Here is an 18983-nt window from a genome sequence, read left to right as displayed (position 1 = left end):
CCGACAAATGTCCGAGATGCCCCCGGTCAGTACGTGACGATGCGCATCCCCGAGCTCGGACTCGAGCGCTGCTATTCGATCTCCTCGGCGCCCTTCGGCACGAATATCTTCACCATCACGGTCAAGCGCGTGCCCGGGGGAGCGGTGTCGAATCATCTGCACGATACCGTGCAGGTCGGCGATCAGCTGCACGCGGACGGGCCCTACGGACTGTTCAGCACGAGCTTCCACCAGGCCGAACGACACCTCTTCCTCTCCGCCGGCTCCGGAATCACCCCGATCATGTCGATGGTGCGCAGCCTGCTCGCCCGACAGGGAGGGTCCGGCGCCGACATCGCCTTCGTCCACAGCGCCTCGACGCCGCTCGACATCATCTTCCGCGCCGAGCTCGAACAGCTCGCCGAGGTCGCCGGAGTCAGCGTCACCATCCTGTGCTCCAGGGATTCCGAGGTGGAGACCTGGGCTGGTCGGCGCGGCCGGATCGATGAGAATACCCTCGCCGAGGTGGTCCCCGACGCGGCCGACCGCGAAACCTTCGTGTGTGGGCCGGGACCGTGTATGGAGGCCGTGCGACCCCTGCTCGCCGAGGCGGGGGGTGCCGTCTGCGCGGACGCATGAGGAATCCTTTGTCTTCGCCACCTCACCCGCCGACCGTTTGGCCAAGGCCGGTGCGAGGGCCAAGGCTGCGGGAAGTGGCTCAGTCGGAATCACCGGTGGGAGCCATTCCGTCGAGTTCACGGTCTCCGGGCGCGTGGTCGACTGCGATGAGTCCGCGACCGTGCTCGACTCCGCTCTGGATGCCGGACTGTCGGTGCCCTCATCCTGCTCGGAGGGCGCGTGCGGAACCTGCAAGTCCGTGCTCGTCAGCGGCGAAGTCGAGATGAAGCATGCGGGCGGAATCCGGCCGAAGGAGATCGCCGCAGGAAAGTTCCTGCCCTGCTGCTCGACTCCGCTGACCGACATCGTCGTCGACAGGTGAGCTGGGGCGTCGAGAGCTGAGCGGAGCGGCTCCCGATCCGTGAAGCTCAGCTCCTCTTGGGGCCTCCAAGCCGCCGTGCCCCCGGTCCATCTGTGCCGAGGATGTCATCGGGATTCGAGTAGGGGCATGACTTCAGGGACAGGCAGCCGCAGCCGATGCAATTCGAGAAGGTATCACGCAGCGCGGTGAGATGTTCGATCCTCTCGGTGAGATCATCATGCCAACGACGAGAGATCCGCGCCCAATCACGCTTCGTCGGAATGCCGTCCTCTGGCAGCTCGTCGAGAGCCTCCTTGATTCTGTCCAGCCCGATTCCGACACGTTGGGACGCGCGGATGAAGGCGATGACACGGAGCGTGTCTCGGCGATACTCACGCCGATTCCCCGCTGTGCGCCGGCTCCGGATCAGGCCCAGGCTCTCGTAGTAATGCAGGGCCGAGACCGCAATGCCCGCTCGTTCGGCGACCTGTCCCGGCTTCAGCCAGACCACGTCCTCATGGATCTGCGGCATCGTCGAAGATCTCCTTGACGTCAAGTTCACTTCATGTAGTCGACTGTACATGAACACCGAACGATGAGGAGACGAAACGATGATCGACATACGACTGTGGGCAGATGTGCGATGCCCCTGGTGCTGGATCGGGTACCACAGGCTGAGAAAGGCAACTGCACTGCTCGGCGAGGAGCTGACCGTCCACCATCGAAGCTTCCTGCTCGAACCGGATGGACCGCCAACCGCCGGACAGATGCTGCCGGACGTGGCGACATCCGAATGGGGGATGATGGAGCAGCAGTGGGAGCGACTGTCGAGCACGATTCGCGAAGCCGGCAGAGAGGTCGGCCTCGACATCGCGATCGACACTGCGCTGCGGGTCGATTCGCGAGCCGCGCACCGTCTGCTCCGCTCCGTGAAGGAACGCGCCCTCGACGTCGATGCCGCTTGGGAAATCGTCTTCGCCGCACATCTGTCCGAGAACCTCGACATCTCGTCCCCGCAGGTGCTCGCAGAACTCGGCAGGCGGATGGGACTTAGCGATTCTGAGGTGGAAACCGCCGTCGACAGCCCACGACTGGACACTGCGGTGAGAGACGACCACGACGAAGCGGTCCGCCGAGGATTCCCCTCGGTTCCGACGTACCTCCTCGGCGATCATTCAATCTCCGGGGCGCGGTCTGCCGCAGACATCGCATCATTCCTGCACAGCGAGGCGGTGTCACGATGAGCGCGATGCTGATGACGGCGGCGGCGTTCGACGAATTCGGACCCGCCGAAGTCCTGCGCACTCGGCGGATGGAGCGACCCTCTGCAGAATCGGGCGAGGTGCTCGTTCGCGTGATGTCCGCCGGAGTGCAGCTGACCGATGCGGCAATCCGTGCAGGCTGGACTCCGCCGGGGGCCCATATCGTCTTCCCCCAGATCCCGGGAAACGACTTCTCCGGAATCATTGTCGGACTCGGACCTGATGTCGAGGACTTTGCCCTCGGTGATGAGGTGCTCGGCTATTCGATGCTCGGTTCCTATGCGGAGTACGCTGCGGTCCCTGCCGCTCAGGTCGTCCTCAAGCCGAAAGAGCTGTCCTGGGACCAGGCGGGGGCACTCTCGGCTTCCGGACAGACAGCTCTGACCGCTTTCGAGGATCTCGGTATTGCACAGGGTGACCGCGTGCTCGTCCACGGAGCCGCGGGCGGTGTGGGGACGATCTTCACCCAGCTGGCGGTTCTCGCCGGCGCCGAGGTCGTCGGGACCGCAGGCGAGGCCAACCACGACTACCTGCGCTCTCTCGGAGCGCACCCGGTCAGATATGGCTCCGGCGAGATGGATCGACTCAGAGGAGTCGGACGCGGATTCGACGCCGCGTTCGACGCCGCCGGGCACGAGAACCTGCGCCTGGCGGTGGGCTTCGTCGACGACAGAGCCCGCATCGCGACGATCGTGGATATGGCGCTGGCCGACGAACTGGGGTGTCGGATCGTCCGCAGTCGGCGGACGGCCGAGCGCCTCGGCGATCTCGCCCGACTCGTTGCCGACGGCCGACTGAGAGTCCACATTCGGCGCACCTTCCGATTGGACGAAGCCGCTGAGGCGCATCGGAACGTCGAGACCGGGCACGGGCGAGGCAAGATCGCCCTGCGAATCGGCGGACCATGAGATCAGCCTCAGCCGGGTCGGGGAAGCGGCGCGGTGCGGTGAGTCGAGGAGGCGGACTGTGGACGGCGAAGCGGGCGCCGTTCATCTCAAGTGCCCTGACTCTCATGGCGCTCATCGCATTCGAGTCCTTCGCAGTCACGACCGTGCTGCCGGTTGCAATGGCTGATCTGGACGGGCGGACGTGGTATTCGGCTGCCTATGCGGGCACGATCACCACCGGACTGGTCGGCTACGTGCTCGCCGGAACGTGGATCGATGCCCACGGAGTGCGGAAGCCGCTTGCCCTCGGTGGGACTCTGTTCGTCCTGGGCATCGCCGCCTGCGCGGTGGCGACCGATCCGCAGATGTTCGTGTTCGGCCGTCTCGTTCAGGGCCTCGGCGGCGGCATCGACTCCGTGGTCATCTATGTGCTCATCGCCCGTGTGCTGCCTGAGGACCTGCGTCCGCGGATGTTCGGTCTGCTCAGCGCCGCTTGGCTTGTGCCTTCGCTCGCCGGGCCCCTGGCCGCCGGCTATCTCACCGAGGCGACGTCGTGGCGCGTGGTCTTCTGGTTCGTGGTCGTCGGGTCGGCGGCTGCGATCATCGCGCTCTTCACTTCGACTGCCGTCTCGCCGACGGCCGGCGTTGACGCTCCGTCTATTGACACTGCAGAGTCTGGTCCGGCCCAGTCCGGTGCGTCGTCGCAGCGGGGTCACCGCCGAATTCTGTCGGCGGCCGTGGCCGCGGCGGCGCTCCTAGCTCTGCATTCTGCGAGTCAACTCCCTCTCGGAGCCTCCGTAGCTGCGCTTGTGCTGGCCAGCGTGATCCTTGTGGGCGCTGCCAGGGCCATTCTGCCGGCCGGAACCCTGCGGCTCAGGGGCCCCGCTTCTCGACTCATAGGGCTGCGAGGGGCCCTCGGTGCCACGGTGACTGCCTGCGATGTCCACCTCACGCTGTTCCTGCAGAGTCACAACGGTCACTCTGCGACGACGGCTGGTCTCGTCGTCGCCAGCGGTGCCGGCGGGTGGGCGGTCGGCTCATGGGCACAGGGCAGATTCGACTCCCGAGGAGCGACGGACGGACTGCTGCTCGCGGCCGGCGCGCCCTTGGTCGCATGCGGTCCGCTGGCCGTTCTCGGTCATGTCACTGAACTGCTCCCCCTCGCCGGCGTGGTCATCGGCTGCGTCCTCATGGGACTGGGAATGGGGATTGTCTACCCGCGCATCGCGTCGGCGACTCTAAGGATCACGGATCCGAGGCGGCACGGGGAATTCAGCTCATCATTGCAGGTCTCCGAGAGCATGATCACGACCACGCTGCTCGCCGTGGTCGGAATCGTACTGTCATCATCGGCGAGTAGCTCGGGCTTCGTCATCAGCTACCTCGTGATGTCCGGACTTGCGCTGGTCGGGGTCGCGGTCGCATGGTCCTACCGCCTCAGTGCTTGAGCTTCGTCTCCTTCAGCCCATAGGTGCCCAGCACATAGGGTTCGAAACCGACGACATCCCGGCTCATTCCGTACAGCGCCCGCTGGTAGGCGATCGGTACGATCGGGGCCTCGTCGGCGACCTGCTGCTGGATCTGGGCGTAGAGCTCGTTCTGCTTCTCCGGGTCCTCTTCGGCCACGGCCTCCTCCGCCCATTTCTCCACCTTGGGATTCGCGTAGCCGGAGCGGATTCCCGAGTCGTCGGTGACGGCGAGGAAGTTGATCATCTGCGAAGTGTCGGAGACATCGGACGTCGCATAGCTGACCTGAACTTGGAAGTCACCGTTCGTGCGGTTCGTCGTCAGAGTCGCATCGTCGAGCTTTTGGACGTGAACGGTCAGGCCGATGTCCTGCCACGCCTGCTGGGCGATCTGCGCCAGCAGCTCACGGTTGGCGACACCCGAGGGAATCTGAATAGTGATGTCGATACCGTCTGGATGATCAGACTCCTTGACCAGCTGCTTGGCCTTCTCCATGTCGAACTGGCTGCTGTCGACCTTGTCCGCATGACCGGCAAGTCCCGGTGAGATGAACGAAGTCGCGGGCTCAGCGTAACCGGCGTAGACCACCTCGACGATGGACTTGCGGTCGACCGCATACGACATAGCACGGCGCAGCTTGGGATCGTCGAGTCCCTTCTCCTTGTTGTTGATGTTGAAATAGAGGATCTTCGTCGAGGTGAACGCCTGGGCATTGATGTCCTGAGAGCGCGAAAGCTGACTCATGCTCAATGGAGCAGGCTCCTGATTGATATCGGCCTGGCCGCCCTGCAGCTGCAGGCGACGAGTGTTGTCATCGGCGACGACGTTGAAGGTCACGGAATCCAGAGAGGGGACGCCGTCCTCCCAGTAGTCCGGATTCTTCACCAGTTCCAGGCTCTGTCCCTTATTCCAACTGCCGACCTCGAACGGCCCGGTGCCGTCTGCGTGCGCTGCCATGTACTCGGCGTCGTGTCCGCCGAAGTCATCGGGGTAGATCGATGCGGCGAACAGCGCCATATAGCTCGGCAGGGGACCCCACGGCTGCTTCAGGTCAATGCGCACCGTGTGGTCATCGACTTTCTTCACGTCTTTGATCGGGTCGAATTCGGCTGCCCAGAGATTGTTCTCATCCTCCTGATCCCGCGCATAGTTGAGGGAGAAGACGACATCGTCGGCGTCGAGGGTCTTGCCGCTGTGGAATTTCACTCCCTCGCGCAGGTGGAAGGTCCAGGACATCTTGTCCTTCGATTCTTCCCAATCGGTTGCCAGCCCCGGTTCGACCCCGGACCCGTCGGGTTTGTTGAGCGTGAGAGTCTCGTAGACCTGCTGCAGTGTCCAGATGTCTTCATTCTGGGTCGTCGTCGGTGGCAGCAGAGTTGTGGCATCGGCGGCGCGAGCGAAGACGAGGTCGCCTCCGGGCCGGGCAGTCTTCTCTCCTGATGAACCGCACCCTGCGAGGACCACGAGGCAGGCGCAGAGCGCGGCAGTCACCGCTGCGAATCCCTTGGCCATCACCCTTCCCCTCTTCGGATCCGATCGAGGTAAGCGCTGTCGAAGGTGGGTATCGCCTTCAGCAGTGTCTTCGTGTAGTCGTCGCGCGGTGACGTGAAGATCTCCTCGGTGGTGTTCTCTTCGACGAGACGTCCGTTGTGGATGACGTAGATCCGCTCGCACAGCTTCTTGACGACCGCCAGGTCATGGGAGATGAAGAGGATTGACAGGTCGAGTTCCTCGCGCAGTCGGGCGAAGAGTGCGACGATCTCAGCTTGAACACTGACGTCGAGGGCGGAGACGGCCTCATCGGCGACGATGATCCTGGGCTCGACGGCAAGCGCTCGGGCGATCGCCACCCTCTGCCTCTGCCCTCCCGACATAGCGGTCGGGGTGCGGTCGAGGAACTCCTCGGGCAGCCGCACCATCGCCATGAGCTCCGCACACCTGGCCCGCAGAGCGGCACCGGAGGCGAGACGATGATGGCGGATCACCTCGGCGAGGGTCGCCCGCACCGTATAACGGGGGTCGAGAGAGGCGAAGGGGTCCTGGAAGACCATCTGCACGATCCGCCACTGAGCGCTCGTGCGCTTCTGTGCGAACTCCCGACCGTCGACGCTCACCGTGCCGTCGTAGTCACGCTGGAGTCCGCAGATGACTCGGGACAGCGTCGACTTCCCCGAACCCGATTCGCCGACGAGTCCGACGATCTCGCCCGGGAGGACCTGCAGGTCGGCGGAATCGACCGCGGTGAAGGCGCGGTCACCACGTCCGAAGGTGACGGTGACGTTCTCGGCGCGCAGACCGCGAGCCGGTGCCGGCTGAGTCTCAGTCATCGTGTCTCCTCGGCAAGGCCCACATCGTCAACGCCCTCATCGATTCGCGGAGTCGCTGTCAGCAGTCGACGCGTGTACTCCTCCTGAGGATCGTCGAAGACCTCCTGCAGCACACCGTGTTCGACGATCTGCCCGTCCTTCATCACGCTGATCGACGAGCACAGCTGAGCGACGACCGCGAGGTCATGGGTGACATAGAGCAGACCGAGACCCTCGTCCTGCTGCATGGTGCGGAAGAGATCGAGCACCTGCGCCTGAATCGTCACGTCGAGCGCCGTCGTCGGTTCGTCACAGAGCAGCACCTGCGGTGTGAGCTTCAGCGATAAGTGGCGGTGATTGTGAAACGGAGAATGGCGTCAACGCGTTCACCGCAACCAGATCTGGCCTGGGACCATGGGCAGTGACCACGATTGAAATCGAACCTGCTTGTGGTCTTTGGTGGAATCCAGCGGCTACTCCCCATCAATCGAAAGTGACGACCTCGACGAGGTGGTCCCGTGTTCGCTTTAGGGAGACTCACGTTGCTCTTGACGCGCAGTCAATCTCCGCCCGCTGTAGCTGCACTTTCAGCGACCTTCCGTGCCGCTTCCGCGAGGGCTTCGTAGAGCTTTTTGTCATCAATAACCTCGCGGAGAAGCCGCGCGTGCTCAGATAGCTCTTCCGCGAACGCGCTTTCGGTTACGCGCGCTCCTTGCTCAGTGAGTGTGATCGCCGATGATCTTTTGTCTCCGGGCATTTGGTCGCGGCTTAAAAGCCCCCTTGCTTCCAGACGCTTCAAATGCTTTGCAACTCCCGCGCGCGTCATTCCTAGCCGGTACGCCAGCATGGCACCAGTCATCGCAATGCTACTGCGGTGAAGCGGTACCAGCACTTCCAATTCTGCAGGCGACACCGGGTGATGCTGGCATGCCTTCTCTGAGCTTCGAGCTAACGCCTCGTGAATCGACTTCAAACTTCCAACAACGCGCATCGTTCGGTCATTAAGCGCAGGGGCGTAGGTTTGCCACGCATCGACTACTTGACCTCGGTACTCAGGCGGAAAGCTCACCATCACTCCGTTAACTAGTATACAATCATCTGGTCCAGGATACCTGATGAAAGGGCAAACACGTGAAGCCTTTGAACGTCGATGTTGCGGTTGTCGGGGCTGGTGTCGCCGGGCTCAGTGCGGCACTCACCCTTGCAAGGGCCCGTCGCAAGGTGCAGGTAGTCGACGCCGGGTCGCCTCGAAACCGGTTCGCCTCTCACGCGCACGGACTATTGACCCGCGAGGGCATAGGGCCCCAGGAATTACTCGAGCTTGGGCGCTCGGAGGTCGAGGCCTTCGGCGGGGAGATCGTGCGCGCGAAAGCTAACTCGATCACCGAAAATCGATCCGGCAAGAGTCTGACAATTCTTACAGACTCCCAATCGATCCGTGCAGATGCAGTAATCATCGCCACTGGCATCACGGACGTTCTTCCCTCAATTCCGGGCGTCGAGGACCACTGGGGAGAGACTGTGCATCATTGCAGCTATTGCCACGGGGCTGAGCTGGACCCGGAGAAAGCCGTGGCGGTTTTGGGCGGCGAGAACAAGCCATTCATCTTGAAGCAAGCGAAGTTACTGACGCAGTGGAATCCAAAGGTCTCGTTGATTACTTGCGGGATGTCGCTCTCAAAGGACGAGCGAGACGACCTGTTGGCGCGCGGCATTTCAGTAGATGATCGCATGGTGACCTCCGTATCCACCAGCTCCACTAACGATTCTGTTCTAGCCATTAACCCTGGAGACACGATGACGGTCGGGGCCGTGTTTGTCGGACCAAGCTTTCAGCCGAATGACGACCTTTTACGTAAGGCAGGTTGCGCGCGCGACGGGCAAGGCTGGACCACTCGTGATCAGTTCGGCCGTACGAGCATAGAGGGGATCTGGGCAGCAGGAAATGTAGTCACCTCGTCCGCTCAACTAGTCAATGCCGCGGCAGAAGGAGCGACTGCAGCTATTAACATCAATGACACTCTCCTTGGATTGGCTTAGGGCGTGTTGCTAAAGTGGTCCCCGAAGTTCGGTCACGCGCCAACCCGATTGGCCTGTCATGATGGAGATATGAGCGAGCAACCACACGGCGGCGAGACTGAACTCAGTATCCGGCCCTCCAACGGGCAAACAGACTATCCGCTACTCAAAGCGATCTGGCGAAGCGCAGTCAACGCCACTCACGACTTCTTATCCGAAGCGGACCGAAGAGAGATCGAATCCAAGCTGGAGACTGACTATTTCCCTGCCGTCTCGCTATTTGTCGCAGAACTCGATGGTCGCCCAGCAGGATTCTCCGGCGTCTTGGATGGAAAGCTGGAAATGCTGTTTATCGACGCTGGACGACGTGGCGGAGGGATTGGTACGAGACTTCTGAGACACGCGGTCAAGGAACACGGCATCAGAAGCGTTGACGTTAACGAGCAGAATGTCCAAGCTGTAGAGTTCTATACCCATCGAGGATTCTGCGTCGTTGGCCGCAGCGAAATCGACGATGCCGGACGCCCCTACCCACTGTTGCATCTACAAGTGAGCTAACGCGTGGGGTCTGGTCCTTCTCGAGAACTATAGCCATTGGAGTGAAGCGGCGAGGCAGACTGCAGCGTGATAGTTGCGGGCAGTCTTGTCTGATCTCATCGCGATCCCACGCCACTGCTTGAGTTTCCCGAAACACCGTTCGACGACGTTGCGTCCCCGGTAGCGTTCGCGTTGGTCGTCACCGAAATCGATCGGGCGTCCACGTCGTTTGCGCCGGTGGGCGATCTGATCGTCACGTTCGGGGATAGTCGCGGGTATGCCCCGATCTCGCAGCCAGGCTCGGTTTGCTCTGGACGGGTAGCCCTTGTCGGCCATCAATCGATCTGGTCGTGTGCGCGGGCGGCCTTTGGCACCCACGACACGGATCTGCTCCATCGTGGCCGTCAGCATTGATGTATCCGCCGTCTGTCCTGGTGTGAGGATGAACGCCAGCGCTCGTCCTCGACCATCAGCGACGAGGTGGTTCTTGGTCGTCATGCCTCCGCGAGATCGGCCAATTGCGTGATCGGGAGGTTCCTCGCCGAATTTTTTGTAGTTCGACTGTGCCCCCTGTGTGGCGCGAGAGCGTCGCGCCATGTTGGTGGACGCGCACGATTGTTGAGTCGATCGAGGCTACCCAATCGAGGGATTTGCTGTGGGCGGCAAGGGATTGGACGTGTTCAAGTAGTTTTGCCCAGACCCCGGCCTGGGCCCATCGGTTGAAGTTCTTGTAGATCGTGTTCCAATTCCCGAACCGTTCAGGGAGGTCTCGCCATGGTGCGCCGGTACGGTATCGCCACGCAGTGGCTTCGACGACTATACGTCTATCGATCGGCGGGCGACCCGTCGATTTCATGGGAGGGAGCAAGTGGCCAATGACGGCCCATATCTCATCAGAAATCACATCACGCGACACGTGGTTAAGTCTCTCTGAAGAGAGGATGAGAAACGTTTAGCAACACGCCCTAGCAAACTGACGCAATAGCTGTCTCGCCTAAGTTCTTCCCTCGACGCCAAGAGGGATGGTGCCTTCTTCTTCACTTGTGCGTCTCTTAAACGTTTAGATTTATAAGACAGGCATCTCGTTCGGTCTTGGAAGCTCTCGCCGCCCGACTTCACAGGTCAGAGAATGTCTCGAAAACTTGTCTCACCGTGAACTGTCTTACGGTCGTGACTTTTTGGCCTTTGTGAGTCATTCTTGAAGCATGAGACTTCTGGGATACACGCGAGTCAGTACTGCCGGACAAGATGCGCAGCTCCAACTCGACGCACTCGTCGGTGCGGGAGTCCAGAAACGAGATGTTTTCTCAGACGTAACCTCTGGGAGTAGGACAGCAAAACAGCGACCTGGAATGAGGCGGCTGCTGGACTATGCTGAGGACGGCGACACCGTCGTCGTGTGGCGAATTGACCGCCTCGGCCGATCGCTCCTCGATGTTCTGGCAACCGTGAACCACCTCCGGGACCGAGGCGTAAAGGTTCGATCCGTCTCAGACAACATCGACCCCGAGACATCATCGGGTCGGATGATGCTGGGAATGCTAGCCACGCTGGCCGAGTACGAACGTGAACTCATCACCGAACGCGTCAACGCCGGCATTGCCGCAGCCAAGCAAAACGGCACCAAGTTTGGGCGGCCACCGGTGAACCCGGACGAGATCGCCCAGAAGCTCTCTATCGCTGAAGACGCCCGAGCCAAGGGACGCACCGCTGAAGATGCGGCACGCTTGGTGGGCTGGTCGAGAGCCACCTTGTATCGACACCGTCAGGCCGCCGGCACTCACGACACACTAAGAGCTCGCGCGGATAGGAAAACAGGCCCGGAGTCACAGGGTCCCTCTGCTAGCGTTGGTAGCATGTCTGCCTCTTCATGCTCGGCCGCTTGTGCGGCAGTGACCAGGACGTCCCGCTAGCGGCGGGACGTCCTGCTCTCAGCAACATCTCACCTGGAACGTCCAGTCGCTTCGTGATCTATCCGGAGCGGCCGTTTGTGCTGCTCGTAACTCTTTAGGGCGACGGAGCAACAGATGCAATCAAGTTTTTCATCTTCTACCCGCGTGCACAGTTTCGACCGTGTGCGCGCATGGCTCGTGCTGTGCGCGATGTCCATGCTGCAATTCTTCATCGCGATCGATGTGACCGTAGTCAACATTGCGCTACCCTCGATCGGCGCGGACTTCGGCGTCGAGGGCCACTCCTTGACCTGGGTCGTGGTCGGCTACACCATCACCGGCGGCGGGCTGCTGATGCTCGGCGGCCGGCTCGGTGACCTTCTCGGCCGTCGCCGCACTCTCCTGGTCGGCACTACTCTCTTCGGCGCGGCTTCTCTGCTCGCGGGTCTGGCCTCATCCTTCCCGGTCCTGGTCGCCGCACGCCTGCTCCAGGGAGCCGGCGAGGCCGTAGCGCTACCCGCGGCGATGGCGACCATCGTGCTGCTCTTCCCCGAAGGCCCGCGCCGGTCACGCGCCCTGAGCGTGTGGGCCGCCGTGGCCAGCTGCGGCCTCGTTCTTGGGTTCGCTCTGTCGGGGATCATCACTGCCCACCTGGGCTGGCGCTGGGTCTTCCTGGTCTCGGTGCCGTTCATCCTGGTGGTGATCGTGGCCGCGCTCGTCCTGGTCCCTGCGGACCGATCCGCGTCTCGTGAGAGGGTCCGCCTGGACCTCCCGGGCTCGCTCCTGTTGACCGCATGCCCGTTGCTTTTCGTCTACGCGGCGGTGGAGGCCGGTGAGCCTGCCACCAGCCTCTGGGTGAGCGTGGCCGCGTTGGTCGGTGCGGTGCTGGCCGCTGTCGGGTTCGTGCGCGTCGAGTCGAGGTCGCCGAACCCGCTGGTCCCACTGACCTTCTTCGCCGACCGCGCTCGACTGCGGGCGAACCTAACGACGATGCTGCTCAGCGGTGCGCTGTCGACGTCGTTCCTGCTATTCACCTTCTACCTGCAGGACAGGCTCGGGATCGGGCCTCTGGGGGCAGGCCTCACGATGCTGCCCCTGGCCGCGGCGCTGATTGGGGCATCGGTGCTCGTTCCCCGGCTGCTGGGGAAGTGGGGTGCACGCGCGTGCGTGCTGGTCGGGCTCGCGGCCGCTGCGGGCGCGATGGGCCTGGTCGCACTCGTGGCCGTCCTGGGCGGCGGGGCGGCATGGCTGCTCCCGGCGATGCTGTTGATCGCAGCGGGCATGGGCTTCGGACTCGTGGGTCTGCAGTACATCGCGGTCAGCGGGACCACCGACGCGGACGCAGGGATCGCCTCCGGCGTCCAGCGAGCAGCAGACCAGCTCGGCGGGGCAACCGGTGTGGCTATCTACGTAGGGCTCGGGTTCGCCCCCGCCCTGCACGCCGGAGACCCGTTCGTGATCGCGGCGGTACTCGCCGTCATTGGGCTGATCGTCGGAGCCGTGGTCGTTTCCCGCTCGCCGGCCACCGCCGTGGAGCAGCCGCAGGCCGGGTAGCAGAGTAGGCTGCCGCGCCGCGCCCAGAAGGATGCGGCGCGGCAACCCCTCCGCTCCAACACGACGAGAATTAGAAGGCCACGTGCCCGTCCTGCCCACCTTCATCACCGACCCTCTGTGGGAGCAGTTCCAAACGCTGCTTCCCGAACGGAACATCAACCACCCCCTGGGTTGCCACCGGCCACGCATACCTGACCGGGTCGTCTTCGACAAACTTCTGGTGCGCCTCGTCCTGGGTGGCACCTATCAGCAGCACGCCGACGAGTCCTGCTCGGCGACCACGATGCGCGACCGTCGCGACGAGTGGATACACGCCGGCGTCTTCGAACAACTCCACCGCCTGGCCCTCGAGGCCTACGACCAGGCCGTCGGCCTCGACCTGCACAACCTCGTGGTCGACGGATGCATCGTCAAAGCACCGTGCGGAGGAGAAAACACCGGACGCAGCCCTGTCGACCGCGGCAAATCTGGTCTCAAGAGATCTATGCTCGTGGACGGCGGCGGAATTCCGGTCGGATGGGTGCTGACCGGGGCCAACAGGAACGACTCCGCGCTCCTGCGTCCCACGCTTGAGACTCTCGCCGGGCTCGGGTTCTGGCTTCCAGAGGTCATCACAGTCCACCTGGACGCAGGCTACGACTCGGCTCGGACCCGGGATTTGCTCGCTGAGATGGGCTGCACGCCGAACATCACTCCCAAAGGCACCTTCCTACCTATCAGCCACACTCATCGATGGGTCGTTGAGCGGACCAACTCATGGCACAACCGAGGGTTCTCGGCGCTGGCAAAGGTGACCGACCGGCAGGGGTGTGTGCAGAACGCTTGGGTCGCGCTGGCCAGCGCGGTCATCCTCATCCGCCGCCTGGTCCGCCAGTCTTGGAAGCGCTACAGGTGGGATGCTCGCCCTGCCCGGTGCCCTTGATCCAAACGCCCTATCCGCGCGACCTCTAACTAAACCGATGTGAAATGGACGGGTCAGAGAAGTGGCGAATCCTTCGGCTCCACGTCGAAGACGACATTCCTCTGACAACTCTGGCCCGAGACACTGGCATTGGTTTGCGCACCCTGCAACGCTGGCACCAGCAATACAAAACCGGTGGCGTCGCTGCTCTTGAACCGCAGACCCGACACGACTCTGGTTCCAGGCGCACACACCCTAAGCTTCAAGCGTTCATCGAACGACTCGGGCTCACACGGCCACGCCCGAGCATTGCTAATCTCCACCGTCTCACGGTGAAGGAGGCGCATCGAATAGGCGAGGCGGCACCCAGCTATGGGACGGTCCGTTCCATCCTGGAAAGCTTGGATCCGGCGATGGTGACTCTCGCCCTCGACGGTCCTGCCGCGTACAGGGACCAGTACGAACTCATCTACCGGCACACCGCCGAGCATCCCAATGACACATGGCAAGCCGATCACACCGAACTCGACATCCTCATCACCGATGCCAGTGGACGCCCGGAACGCCCGTGGCTGACGACAATCATCGACGACTGCTCCCGAGCAATCTGCGGATACATGGTCTTCACCGGAGCACCCTCAGCAATGAATACCGCGTTAGCACTCCGGCAAGCGATCTGGCGCAAAGACGACCCCGCCTGGGCCATGTGCGGCATCCCCAACGTCCTCCACGTCGACCACGGCAGCGACTTCACCAGCCACCACCTCGAATACACCGCAACCGCGCTGAAAATCCGGATCATCTACTCAACCATCGCCCGCCCACAAGGCCGCGGAAAGATTGAGCGCTTCTTCGGTACCCTCAACACCGAACTCCTCACCACCCTGCCCGGATACACCAAAGGCTCCGAGAAGAAGCCGACGCCTTCAATGGACCTGCCCACCCGGGATCAGAAGATCGGTGACTTCATCACGGCATACAACGAACGCCCGCACCGAGAAATCAACACCAGCCCCAAGGCAGCTTGGATCGGACAGGGATGGCTCCCGCGAATGCCCGAGACGCTGGCCGAGCTCGACGGACTGTTGCTGACCGTTCCCAAACACCGCACTGTCCGCCGCGATGGCATCCATTTCCAAGGTCAACGCTATCTCTCACCAACGCTCGCTCCGCTCGTCGGAAAGCCAGTGACGATCCGCTATGACCCCCGCGACATTTCGGAGATCCGAGTCTACGAGCGCGACACCCTCATCTGCGTGGCCGTCGATCAGACCAACCCGAACCAGAGGCTCAGCCTCCGAGAAGTCGAATCAGCCCGCCGCGCCCGCCGCCGACAGTTACGCAAAGACATCAACGAACGCATCCCCAGAGTTGCGAATCGCGAAGAACCCCAGAGAAGTAGCCAGACTGCGCGCCGACGGTCGAAGCTACGCACCTATGAAGAGGACGACTAATGGCACGGGACTTCATCATCACCAAGGAACACCGTCGGTTCAAAGAGTTCGCCACGGCAGTGCGCAAAGAGAAAACGATCGGTATCTGTCACGGCGAGGCTGGCGTCGGTAAGACACTTTCGGCGCGCCGTTACGCCCATTGGGATGAAGTCGGCACCTTCGTCGACGAATGGGGGCCGCGGTCTACAGCTGATGCGAAAGTCCATGCCACCGCGCATCGGTCCCGAACAGTCTTTTATACCCCGGAAGTCTTGCCTCGTCATAAGCAGATCATGAATGACATCGGGCATCTTCAAACCCGAGTCGGGTTCTGCATCGATGAGCATTTACGCACGATTGGGAAAGTCACTGGCGTCCACGTCGGAAACGCGGCGAACCTGGTCGAGTTGGTCATCATCGACGAGGCTGAACGACTGACACCAACGGCGCTGGAACTCCTGCGCGACGAACACGACCGGCACGGGCTGGCGATCATCTTCATCGGGATGCCCGGAATCGATCAACGTTTCCGACATTACCCACAGCTGTACTCGCGTCTCGGGTTCTCCCACAACTACCGTTCACTCGGCCGCGACGAACTCCTCTTCGTCCTCGAACGACAATGGAAGCGTCTGGGATCGACACTCGACATGGACGACTTCACCGATGCCCAAGCGGTCGCAGCGATCGAGCGAATCACTCGTGGCAACTTCCGTTTGCTTGAACGACTCTTTCCCCAGATCAGACGAGTCATGAGAATCAATCAACTTGAGACCATCACCGACGATGTCGTTGAGGCAGCCGCGAGTATCCTCGTCATCGGTAACTAGAGGCATCACGAGACTCGGTGAGCGGACACTCTCGAATACTCTGTAGCGGTGTTGCATCATCCAAAAGGTTTCCAATACATGCGAATGCTTTCGACTCGGATCTGTTCACGATCATGCTTCGTGCCGCCCACCTCAGAGCCTGTACACCGACCTCCGGTGTTTTGCCGAGCCTAGCGGTTACGTGTGGACGGTATAGATTGTCCCGGCTGGAGGGTGTCTTGAACCGGTAGCCTGGAAAAATGCCAGATAGCATCTTCTCCAATCCCAGGCTCGCTCGTGTCTACGATCCGCTTGACCCTGACCGAAGCGATCTTGACATGTATCTTCGGTACATCAAGGAGTTCAAAGCGACAACGGTACTCGACGTCGGTTGCGGTACTGGAACCTTGATTTCAAAGCTCACGACCCTGGGAATTTTCACGTTGGGAGTTGACCCAGCGGCGGCGTCCATCGACGTTGCGCGAGAAAAGGTGGACTCTGACCTCGCAGAATTCGTGGTTGGCACAACAGTCGACGTTTCTGCTGATCCACGCCGACAAGGGCAATTCGATCTCGCTACGATGACTGCCAACGTCGCGCAAGTGTTTTTGAGCGACGACGCCTGGATGGCCACCTTGGAGGCAATCAAGACCTGCCTTCGGCCAGGAGGGCACCTCATCTTCGAGGCACGACGTCCCGCCGACCGCGGTTGGGAGCGTTGGACTAAAGAACAGACTCATCGGCTCGTCGAGCTCGACAGCGAAGGGCCAGTTGAGGAATGGATACAGGTGACCAAAATAGACGGGGAGCTCGTGAGCTTCGAATCACCGACGATCTTTCACCGCGATGGTGAACGAATCGACTCCACTTCGACCCTACGGTTTCGCAACAAAGAAGCGTTCGAACAATCGCTCTCGGCGGCTGGCTTCATAGACATCGAGGTGCGCGACCTGTCGTACGCTCCGGGACGTGGGTGGTTGATCCTCGCACGAGGATGACTGCCTGCTATGGATGCACTGCTAAGCGGAGCTGATGATTCGGAGTTGCCTGCCGGTCGAGAAAGACCAACGCTGGGGCTTACGGATCTGCGGTGCCCTCGCGGTAAATTCTCGCTCGGGTGATCTTTCCCGCGTCTAGATCGAAAACTGCTATCAGCTCAGCTGATTTTGCGGTGGAGTCGTGGGTCCAGGCCTCTGTCATTTCGATGGCAACTGCATTTCCTCCGTCGATAGCGCGTCGGAGAGTGAGCTGGGGTGTGAGCGATTCCATCGCGGAGGTGAAGAAATCGCGCAGTTGCCCTTTGGGTACCGTGTAGTCACCAGTGATCCACTCGGCCGAAGGCGCAAAGTCTTTGAGCAGCGCGTCGACGTCGCGATTGTTGAAAGCATTTATATGTCGCTGCACGAGATTCGGTGTCTGACTCATGATTGCTCCTTCGAAATATGGTCAGCACAAGCATAGTGGCCGCGGGGGCATCTCGGACATTTGTCGGAGGAAAGCGAGTGACCGCCACATAGCGATGCAAGAACACCGCCATTCATCGTTGAATCTCACAGTCCATACCCCTGATTTTACGTCCCCGCTGCGCACGGAAGGGGGCCACATGGGACTGCTGAAGGTTTGGTTGACTCCTGGGTTTATGCCGCCAGGGCGACGGCCTTTTGGTGAACAAGCTCGTATTCAACCGGGGTCAGTTTACCCAAACGTCGCTGTCGACGCTTCCGGTGCTAGGTCCGCTCGACCAAGTGGACGATCGCTGTGCGCAACCTCGCTCGCGTGTCCCAACGGCCCCGATCGAGGACGTTCTTCTGCAACACGGCGAAGAACGATTCCATCGCCGCATTATCACCAGCAGCACCGACCCGACCCATCGATCCCACGAGCCCGTAACGCCGTAGAACCTGCTGGAACTTCCGAGAACGAAATTGCGACCCGCGATCCGAATGCACCACGCAACCGGCCACGGCTCGCTGTCCGCCACGACGGGCCACAGCATCATCAATCGCCGCCACAGCCAGGCGAGATTTCATCCTCGAATCGATGGCATAGCCGACGATTCTGTTGCTGAACACATCCTTGACCGCGCACATATACAGCTTGCCCTCACTGGTGTGATGCTCGGTGATATAGGTCAGCCACAACTCGTTGACTGCCTTGGCAGTGAAGTCGCGTTCGACGAGGTCATCACACACTGGCGGGCCGGGCTTCTTACCGTGCTTCCGGGCCCGTTTGATCGTGTGCGAGAACAGCTCCTGCTGCGAGCACAATCGCCACACACGACGCTCTGACGTCTGCAGACCCGCGGCGTGGAGTTCATCGGCGATGAACCGGTGCCCGAACTCAGGATCGTCCGTATGAACGTCGTAGGCGGCATTGATCAGATGTGCCTCGTCCCAGTCCCGAGCTGAGACCGGATGAGCGCACCACTTGTAGAACCCCTGCTTGGTAAAGCCGAGCACCCGACAGGTCACTGCCACCGGCACCCCGGTGGCAGCAAGTTCAAGGACCAGCGGGTACATCATTTTGGGTGATGGCCACCGAGCTTCAAGTTCGCTTGCGAAAGGTACGCTGCGGCCTCGCGGAGGATCTTGTTCTCACGCTCGAGCTCGCGAATGCGTTTCAGCGCTGCCGCCTGGGCGCGTGACTCCTCGACATCACGGGAGGGCTCGAGTCCGTGCTCGCGTAGCCGCGAGTCACGCACCCAGGCCTGGAGAGCTGACTTCGAGATACCGAGGTCGGCACACACCTGCTTTTGGGTCATTCCATCGTCCAAGAGCTCGAGCGCTGATTGCTTGAACTCATCGGTGTAGATCTTTGGCATGACTTCTATCCTTCCTGGAATTTATCCAGTCGTGAAGTCAACCAAACCTTCAGCAGTCCCATGCATATCGTCCTCAACCGCGAACCCGACCAGTTAGGGCGCGGGCATGTGGCCCGATGCACGATCGAGCGCCTGAT

General features: G+C 61.5%; 18 protein-coding genes and 4 pseudogenes. 13 read left to right on the top strand and 9 right to left on the bottom strand.

The window, feature by feature from the left end; all coding sequences use genetic code 11:
• Window positions 1-39 precede the first annotated feature (39 nt).
• Both IIE29_RS16945 and IIE29_RS16940 read left to right on the top strand, forming a co-directional pair.
• Entirely contained in the window at window positions 40-618 is a 579-nt protein-coding gene (locus IIE29_RS16945; RefSeq protein ID WP_246476003.1) for an FAD-binding oxidoreductase, read from the top strand.
• Window positions 596-979, top strand: a complete 384-nt coding sequence (locus tag IIE29_RS16940; RefSeq protein WP_343071934.1) for a 2Fe-2S iron-sulfur cluster-binding protein — start codon at window positions 596-598, stop codon at window positions 977-979. The genes IIE29_RS16945 and IIE29_RS16940 overlap by 23 nt, the downstream gene beginning before the upstream one ends.
• 46 nt (window positions 980-1025) lie before the next feature.
• Here IIE29_RS16940 and soxR read toward each other — a convergent pair whose 3' ends face one another.
• Window positions 1026-1490, bottom strand: a complete 465-nt coding sequence (soxR, locus tag IIE29_RS15650) for a redox-sensitive transcriptional activator SoxR (RefSeq protein WP_209326235.1) — start codon at window positions 1488-1490, stop codon at window positions 1026-1028.
• A gap of 79 nt (window positions 1491-1569) precedes the next feature.
• Between soxR and IIE29_RS15645 the strand changes: the two genes are divergently transcribed.
• From IIE29_RS15645 to IIE29_RS15635, 3 genes are read left to right on the top strand one after another with little or no spacing between them, the layout of a single operon-like run.
• Window positions 1570-2202, top strand: a complete 633-nt coding sequence (locus IIE29_RS15645) for a DsbA family oxidoreductase (RefSeq protein ID WP_209326234.1) — start codon at window positions 1570-1572, stop codon at window positions 2200-2202.
• A complete protein-coding gene (locus IIE29_RS15640) occupies window positions 2199-3128 on the top strand; it encodes an NADP-dependent oxidoreductase (RefSeq protein ID WP_216629831.1) in 930 nt (309 codons plus the stop codon). The genes IIE29_RS15645 and IIE29_RS15640 overlap by 4 nt, the downstream gene beginning before the upstream one ends.
• Entirely contained in the window at window positions 3125-4555 is a 1431-nt protein-coding gene (locus IIE29_RS15635) for an MFS transporter (RefSeq protein ID WP_209326233.1), read from the top strand. Before IIE29_RS15640 ends, IIE29_RS15635 begins: the two co-directional genes overlap by 4 nt.
• Here IIE29_RS15635 and IIE29_RS15630 read toward each other — a convergent pair.
• From IIE29_RS15630 to IIE29_RS15615, 4 genes are all read right to left on the bottom strand, one after another.
• The gene (locus IIE29_RS15630) at window positions 4545-6086 is read right to left on the bottom strand and encodes an ABC transporter substrate-binding protein (RefSeq protein ID WP_209326232.1); all 1542 of its coding nucleotides are present in this window, start codon (window positions 6084-6086) and stop codon (window positions 4545-4547) included. The two genes, IIE29_RS15635 and IIE29_RS15630, sit on opposite strands and share 11 nt — an antisense overlap.
• A complete protein-coding gene (locus IIE29_RS15625; RefSeq protein ID WP_209326231.1) occupies window positions 6086-6901 on the bottom strand; it encodes an ABC transporter ATP-binding protein in 816 nt (271 codons plus the stop codon). Before IIE29_RS15625 ends, IIE29_RS15630 begins: the two co-directional genes overlap by 1 nt.
• On the bottom strand, window positions 6898-7167 hold the full coding sequence (locus IIE29_RS15620) for a hypothetical protein (RefSeq protein ID WP_209326230.1): 270 nt from the start codon (window positions 7165-7167) through the stop codon (window positions 6898-6900). The genes IIE29_RS15625 and IIE29_RS15620 overlap by 4 nt, the downstream gene beginning before the upstream one ends.
• A gap of 272 nt (window positions 7168-7439) precedes the next feature.
• On the bottom strand, window positions 7440-7952 hold the full coding sequence (locus tag IIE29_RS15615) for a MarR family winged helix-turn-helix transcriptional regulator (protein WP_209326229.1): 513 nt from the start codon (window positions 7950-7952) through the stop codon (window positions 7440-7442).
• 59 nt (window positions 7953-8011) lie between these two features.
• Between IIE29_RS15615 and IIE29_RS15610 the strand changes: the two genes are divergently transcribed.
• Window positions 8012-8920 carry an NAD(P)/FAD-dependent oxidoreductase gene (locus tag IIE29_RS15610; protein ID WP_209326228.1) on the top strand — a complete coding sequence of 303 codons (909 nt, stop codon included), beginning with the start codon at window positions 8012-8014 and terminating at the stop codon, window positions 8918-8920.
• Window positions 8921-8989: 69 nt separating this feature from the next.
• On the top strand, window positions 8990-9457 hold the full coding sequence (locus IIE29_RS15605; RefSeq protein ID WP_209326227.1) for an acetyltransferase: 468 nt from the start codon (window positions 8990-8992) through the stop codon (window positions 9455-9457).
• A 27-nt stretch (window positions 9458-9484) separates the two neighbouring features.
• On the opposite strand, the pseudogene IIE29_RS17265 reads toward IIE29_RS15605, so the two are convergent.
• A pseudogene (locus IIE29_RS17265) lies at window positions 9485-10045 on the bottom strand (IS5 family transposase); the annotation flags it as partial.
• A gap of 43 nt (window positions 10046-10088) precedes the next feature.
• A pseudogene (locus IIE29_RS17260) lies at window positions 10089-10340 on the bottom strand (transposase); the annotation flags it as partial.
• A 301-nt stretch (window positions 10341-10641) separates the two neighbouring features.
• Between IIE29_RS17260 and IIE29_RS15595 the strand changes: the two are divergent.
• The 6 genes and pseudogenes from IIE29_RS15595 to IIE29_RS15570 form a co-directional block, all read left to right on the top strand.
• A pseudogene (locus IIE29_RS15595) lies at window positions 10642-11226 on the top strand (recombinase family protein); the annotation flags it as partial.
• Between the two features lie 267 nt (window positions 11227-11493).
• Entirely contained in the window at window positions 11494-12882 is a 1389-nt protein-coding gene (locus IIE29_RS15590; RefSeq protein ID WP_343071933.1) for an MFS transporter, read from the top strand.
• An 82-nt stretch (window positions 12883-12964) separates the two neighbouring features.
• The gene (locus tag IIE29_RS15585) at window positions 12965-13804 is read left to right on the top strand and encodes an IS5 family transposase (RefSeq protein ID WP_209326226.1); all 840 of its coding nucleotides are present in this window, start codon (window positions 12965-12967) and stop codon (window positions 13802-13804) included.
• 44 nt (window positions 13805-13848) lie between these two features.
• Window positions 13849-15237, top strand: coding sequence for a Mu transposase C-terminal domain-containing protein (locus IIE29_RS15580; RefSeq protein ID WP_209326225.1), 1389 nt, complete (start codon window positions 13849-13851; stop codon window positions 15235-15237).
• Entirely contained in the window at window positions 15237-16046 is an 810-nt protein-coding gene (locus tag IIE29_RS15575; RefSeq protein WP_209326224.1) for an AAA family ATPase, read from the top strand. The genes IIE29_RS15580 and IIE29_RS15575 overlap by 1 nt, the downstream gene beginning before the upstream one ends.
• Window positions 16047-16285: 239 nt before the next feature.
• Window positions 16286-17023: a class I SAM-dependent methyltransferase gene (locus IIE29_RS15570; protein ID WP_209326223.1), complete on the top strand. Its 738-nt coding sequence runs from the start codon at window positions 16286-16288 to the stop codon at window positions 17021-17023.
• Window positions 17024-17102: 79 nt separating this feature from the next.
• On the opposite strand, the gene IIE29_RS15565 is transcribed toward IIE29_RS15570, so the two are convergent.
• Window positions 17103-17450 carry a nuclear transport factor 2 family protein gene (locus tag IIE29_RS15565; RefSeq protein ID WP_209326222.1) on the bottom strand — a complete coding sequence of 116 codons (348 nt, stop codon included), beginning with the start codon at window positions 17448-17450 and terminating at the stop codon, window positions 17103-17105.
• A gap of 212 nt (window positions 17451-17662) precedes the next feature.
• Window positions 17663-18846 (bottom strand): annotated as a pseudogene (locus IIE29_RS15560) (IS3 family transposase).
• Window positions 18847-18983: the final 137 nt, after the last annotated feature.

It is taken from the genome of Brevibacterium renqingii, assembly GCF_017808095.1.
GTDB lineage: Bacteria > Actinomycetota > Actinomycetes > Actinomycetales > Brevibacteriaceae > Brevibacterium > Brevibacterium renqingii.
Note: the sequence above shows the minus strand (reverse complement) of the source record. Positions and strands in the feature narration are given on the sequence as shown.

Bases quoted from the DNA above. Each gene is read 5' to 3' on its own strand.
- IIE29_RS16945 (WP_246476003.1), top strand. From the start codon at position 40: ATGCGCATCCCCGAGCTCGGACTCGAGCGCTGCTATTCGATCTCCTCG.
- soxR (WP_209326235.1), bottom strand. From the start codon at position 1,490: ATGCCGCAGATCCATGAGGACGTGGTCTGGCTGAAGCCGGGACAGGTC.
- IIE29_RS15645 (WP_209326234.1), top strand. From the start codon at position 1,570: ATGATCGACATACGACTGTGGGCAGATGTGCGATGCCCCTGGTGCTGG.
- IIE29_RS15640 (WP_216629831.1), top strand. From the start codon at position 2,199: ATGAGCGCGATGCTGATGACGGCGGCGGCGTTCGACGAATTCGGACCC.
- IIE29_RS15635 (WP_209326233.1), top strand. From the start codon at position 3,125: ATGAGATCAGCCTCAGCCGGGTCGGGGAAGCGGCGCGGTGCGGTGAGT.
- IIE29_RS15630 (WP_209326232.1), bottom strand. From the start codon at position 6,086: ATGGCCAAGGGATTCGCAGCGGTGACTGCCGCGCTCTGCGCCTGCCTC.
- IIE29_RS15625 (WP_209326231.1), bottom strand. From the start codon at position 6,901: ATGACTGAGACTCAGCCGGCACCGGCTCGCGGTCTGCGCGCCGAGAAC.
- IIE29_RS15615 (WP_209326229.1), bottom strand. From the start codon at position 7,952: ATGGTGAGCTTTCCGCCTGAGTACCGAGGTCAAGTAGTCGATGCGTGG.
- IIE29_RS15605 (WP_209326227.1), top strand. From the start codon at position 8,990: ATGAGCGAGCAACCACACGGCGGCGAGACTGAACTCAGTATCCGGCCC.
- IIE29_RS15580 (WP_209326225.1), top strand. From the start codon at position 13,849: ATGGACGGGTCAGAGAAGTGGCGAATCCTTCGGCTCCACGTCGAAGAC.
- IIE29_RS15575 (WP_209326224.1), top strand. From the start codon at position 15,237: ATGGCACGGGACTTCATCATCACCAAGGAACACCGTCGGTTCAAAGAG.
- IIE29_RS15570 (WP_209326223.1), top strand. From the start codon at position 16,286: ATGCCAGATAGCATCTTCTCCAATCCCAGGCTCGCTCGTGTCTACGAT.
- IIE29_RS15565 (WP_209326222.1), bottom strand. From the start codon at position 17,450: ATGAGTCAGACACCGAATCTCGTGCAGCGACATATAAATGCTTTCAAC.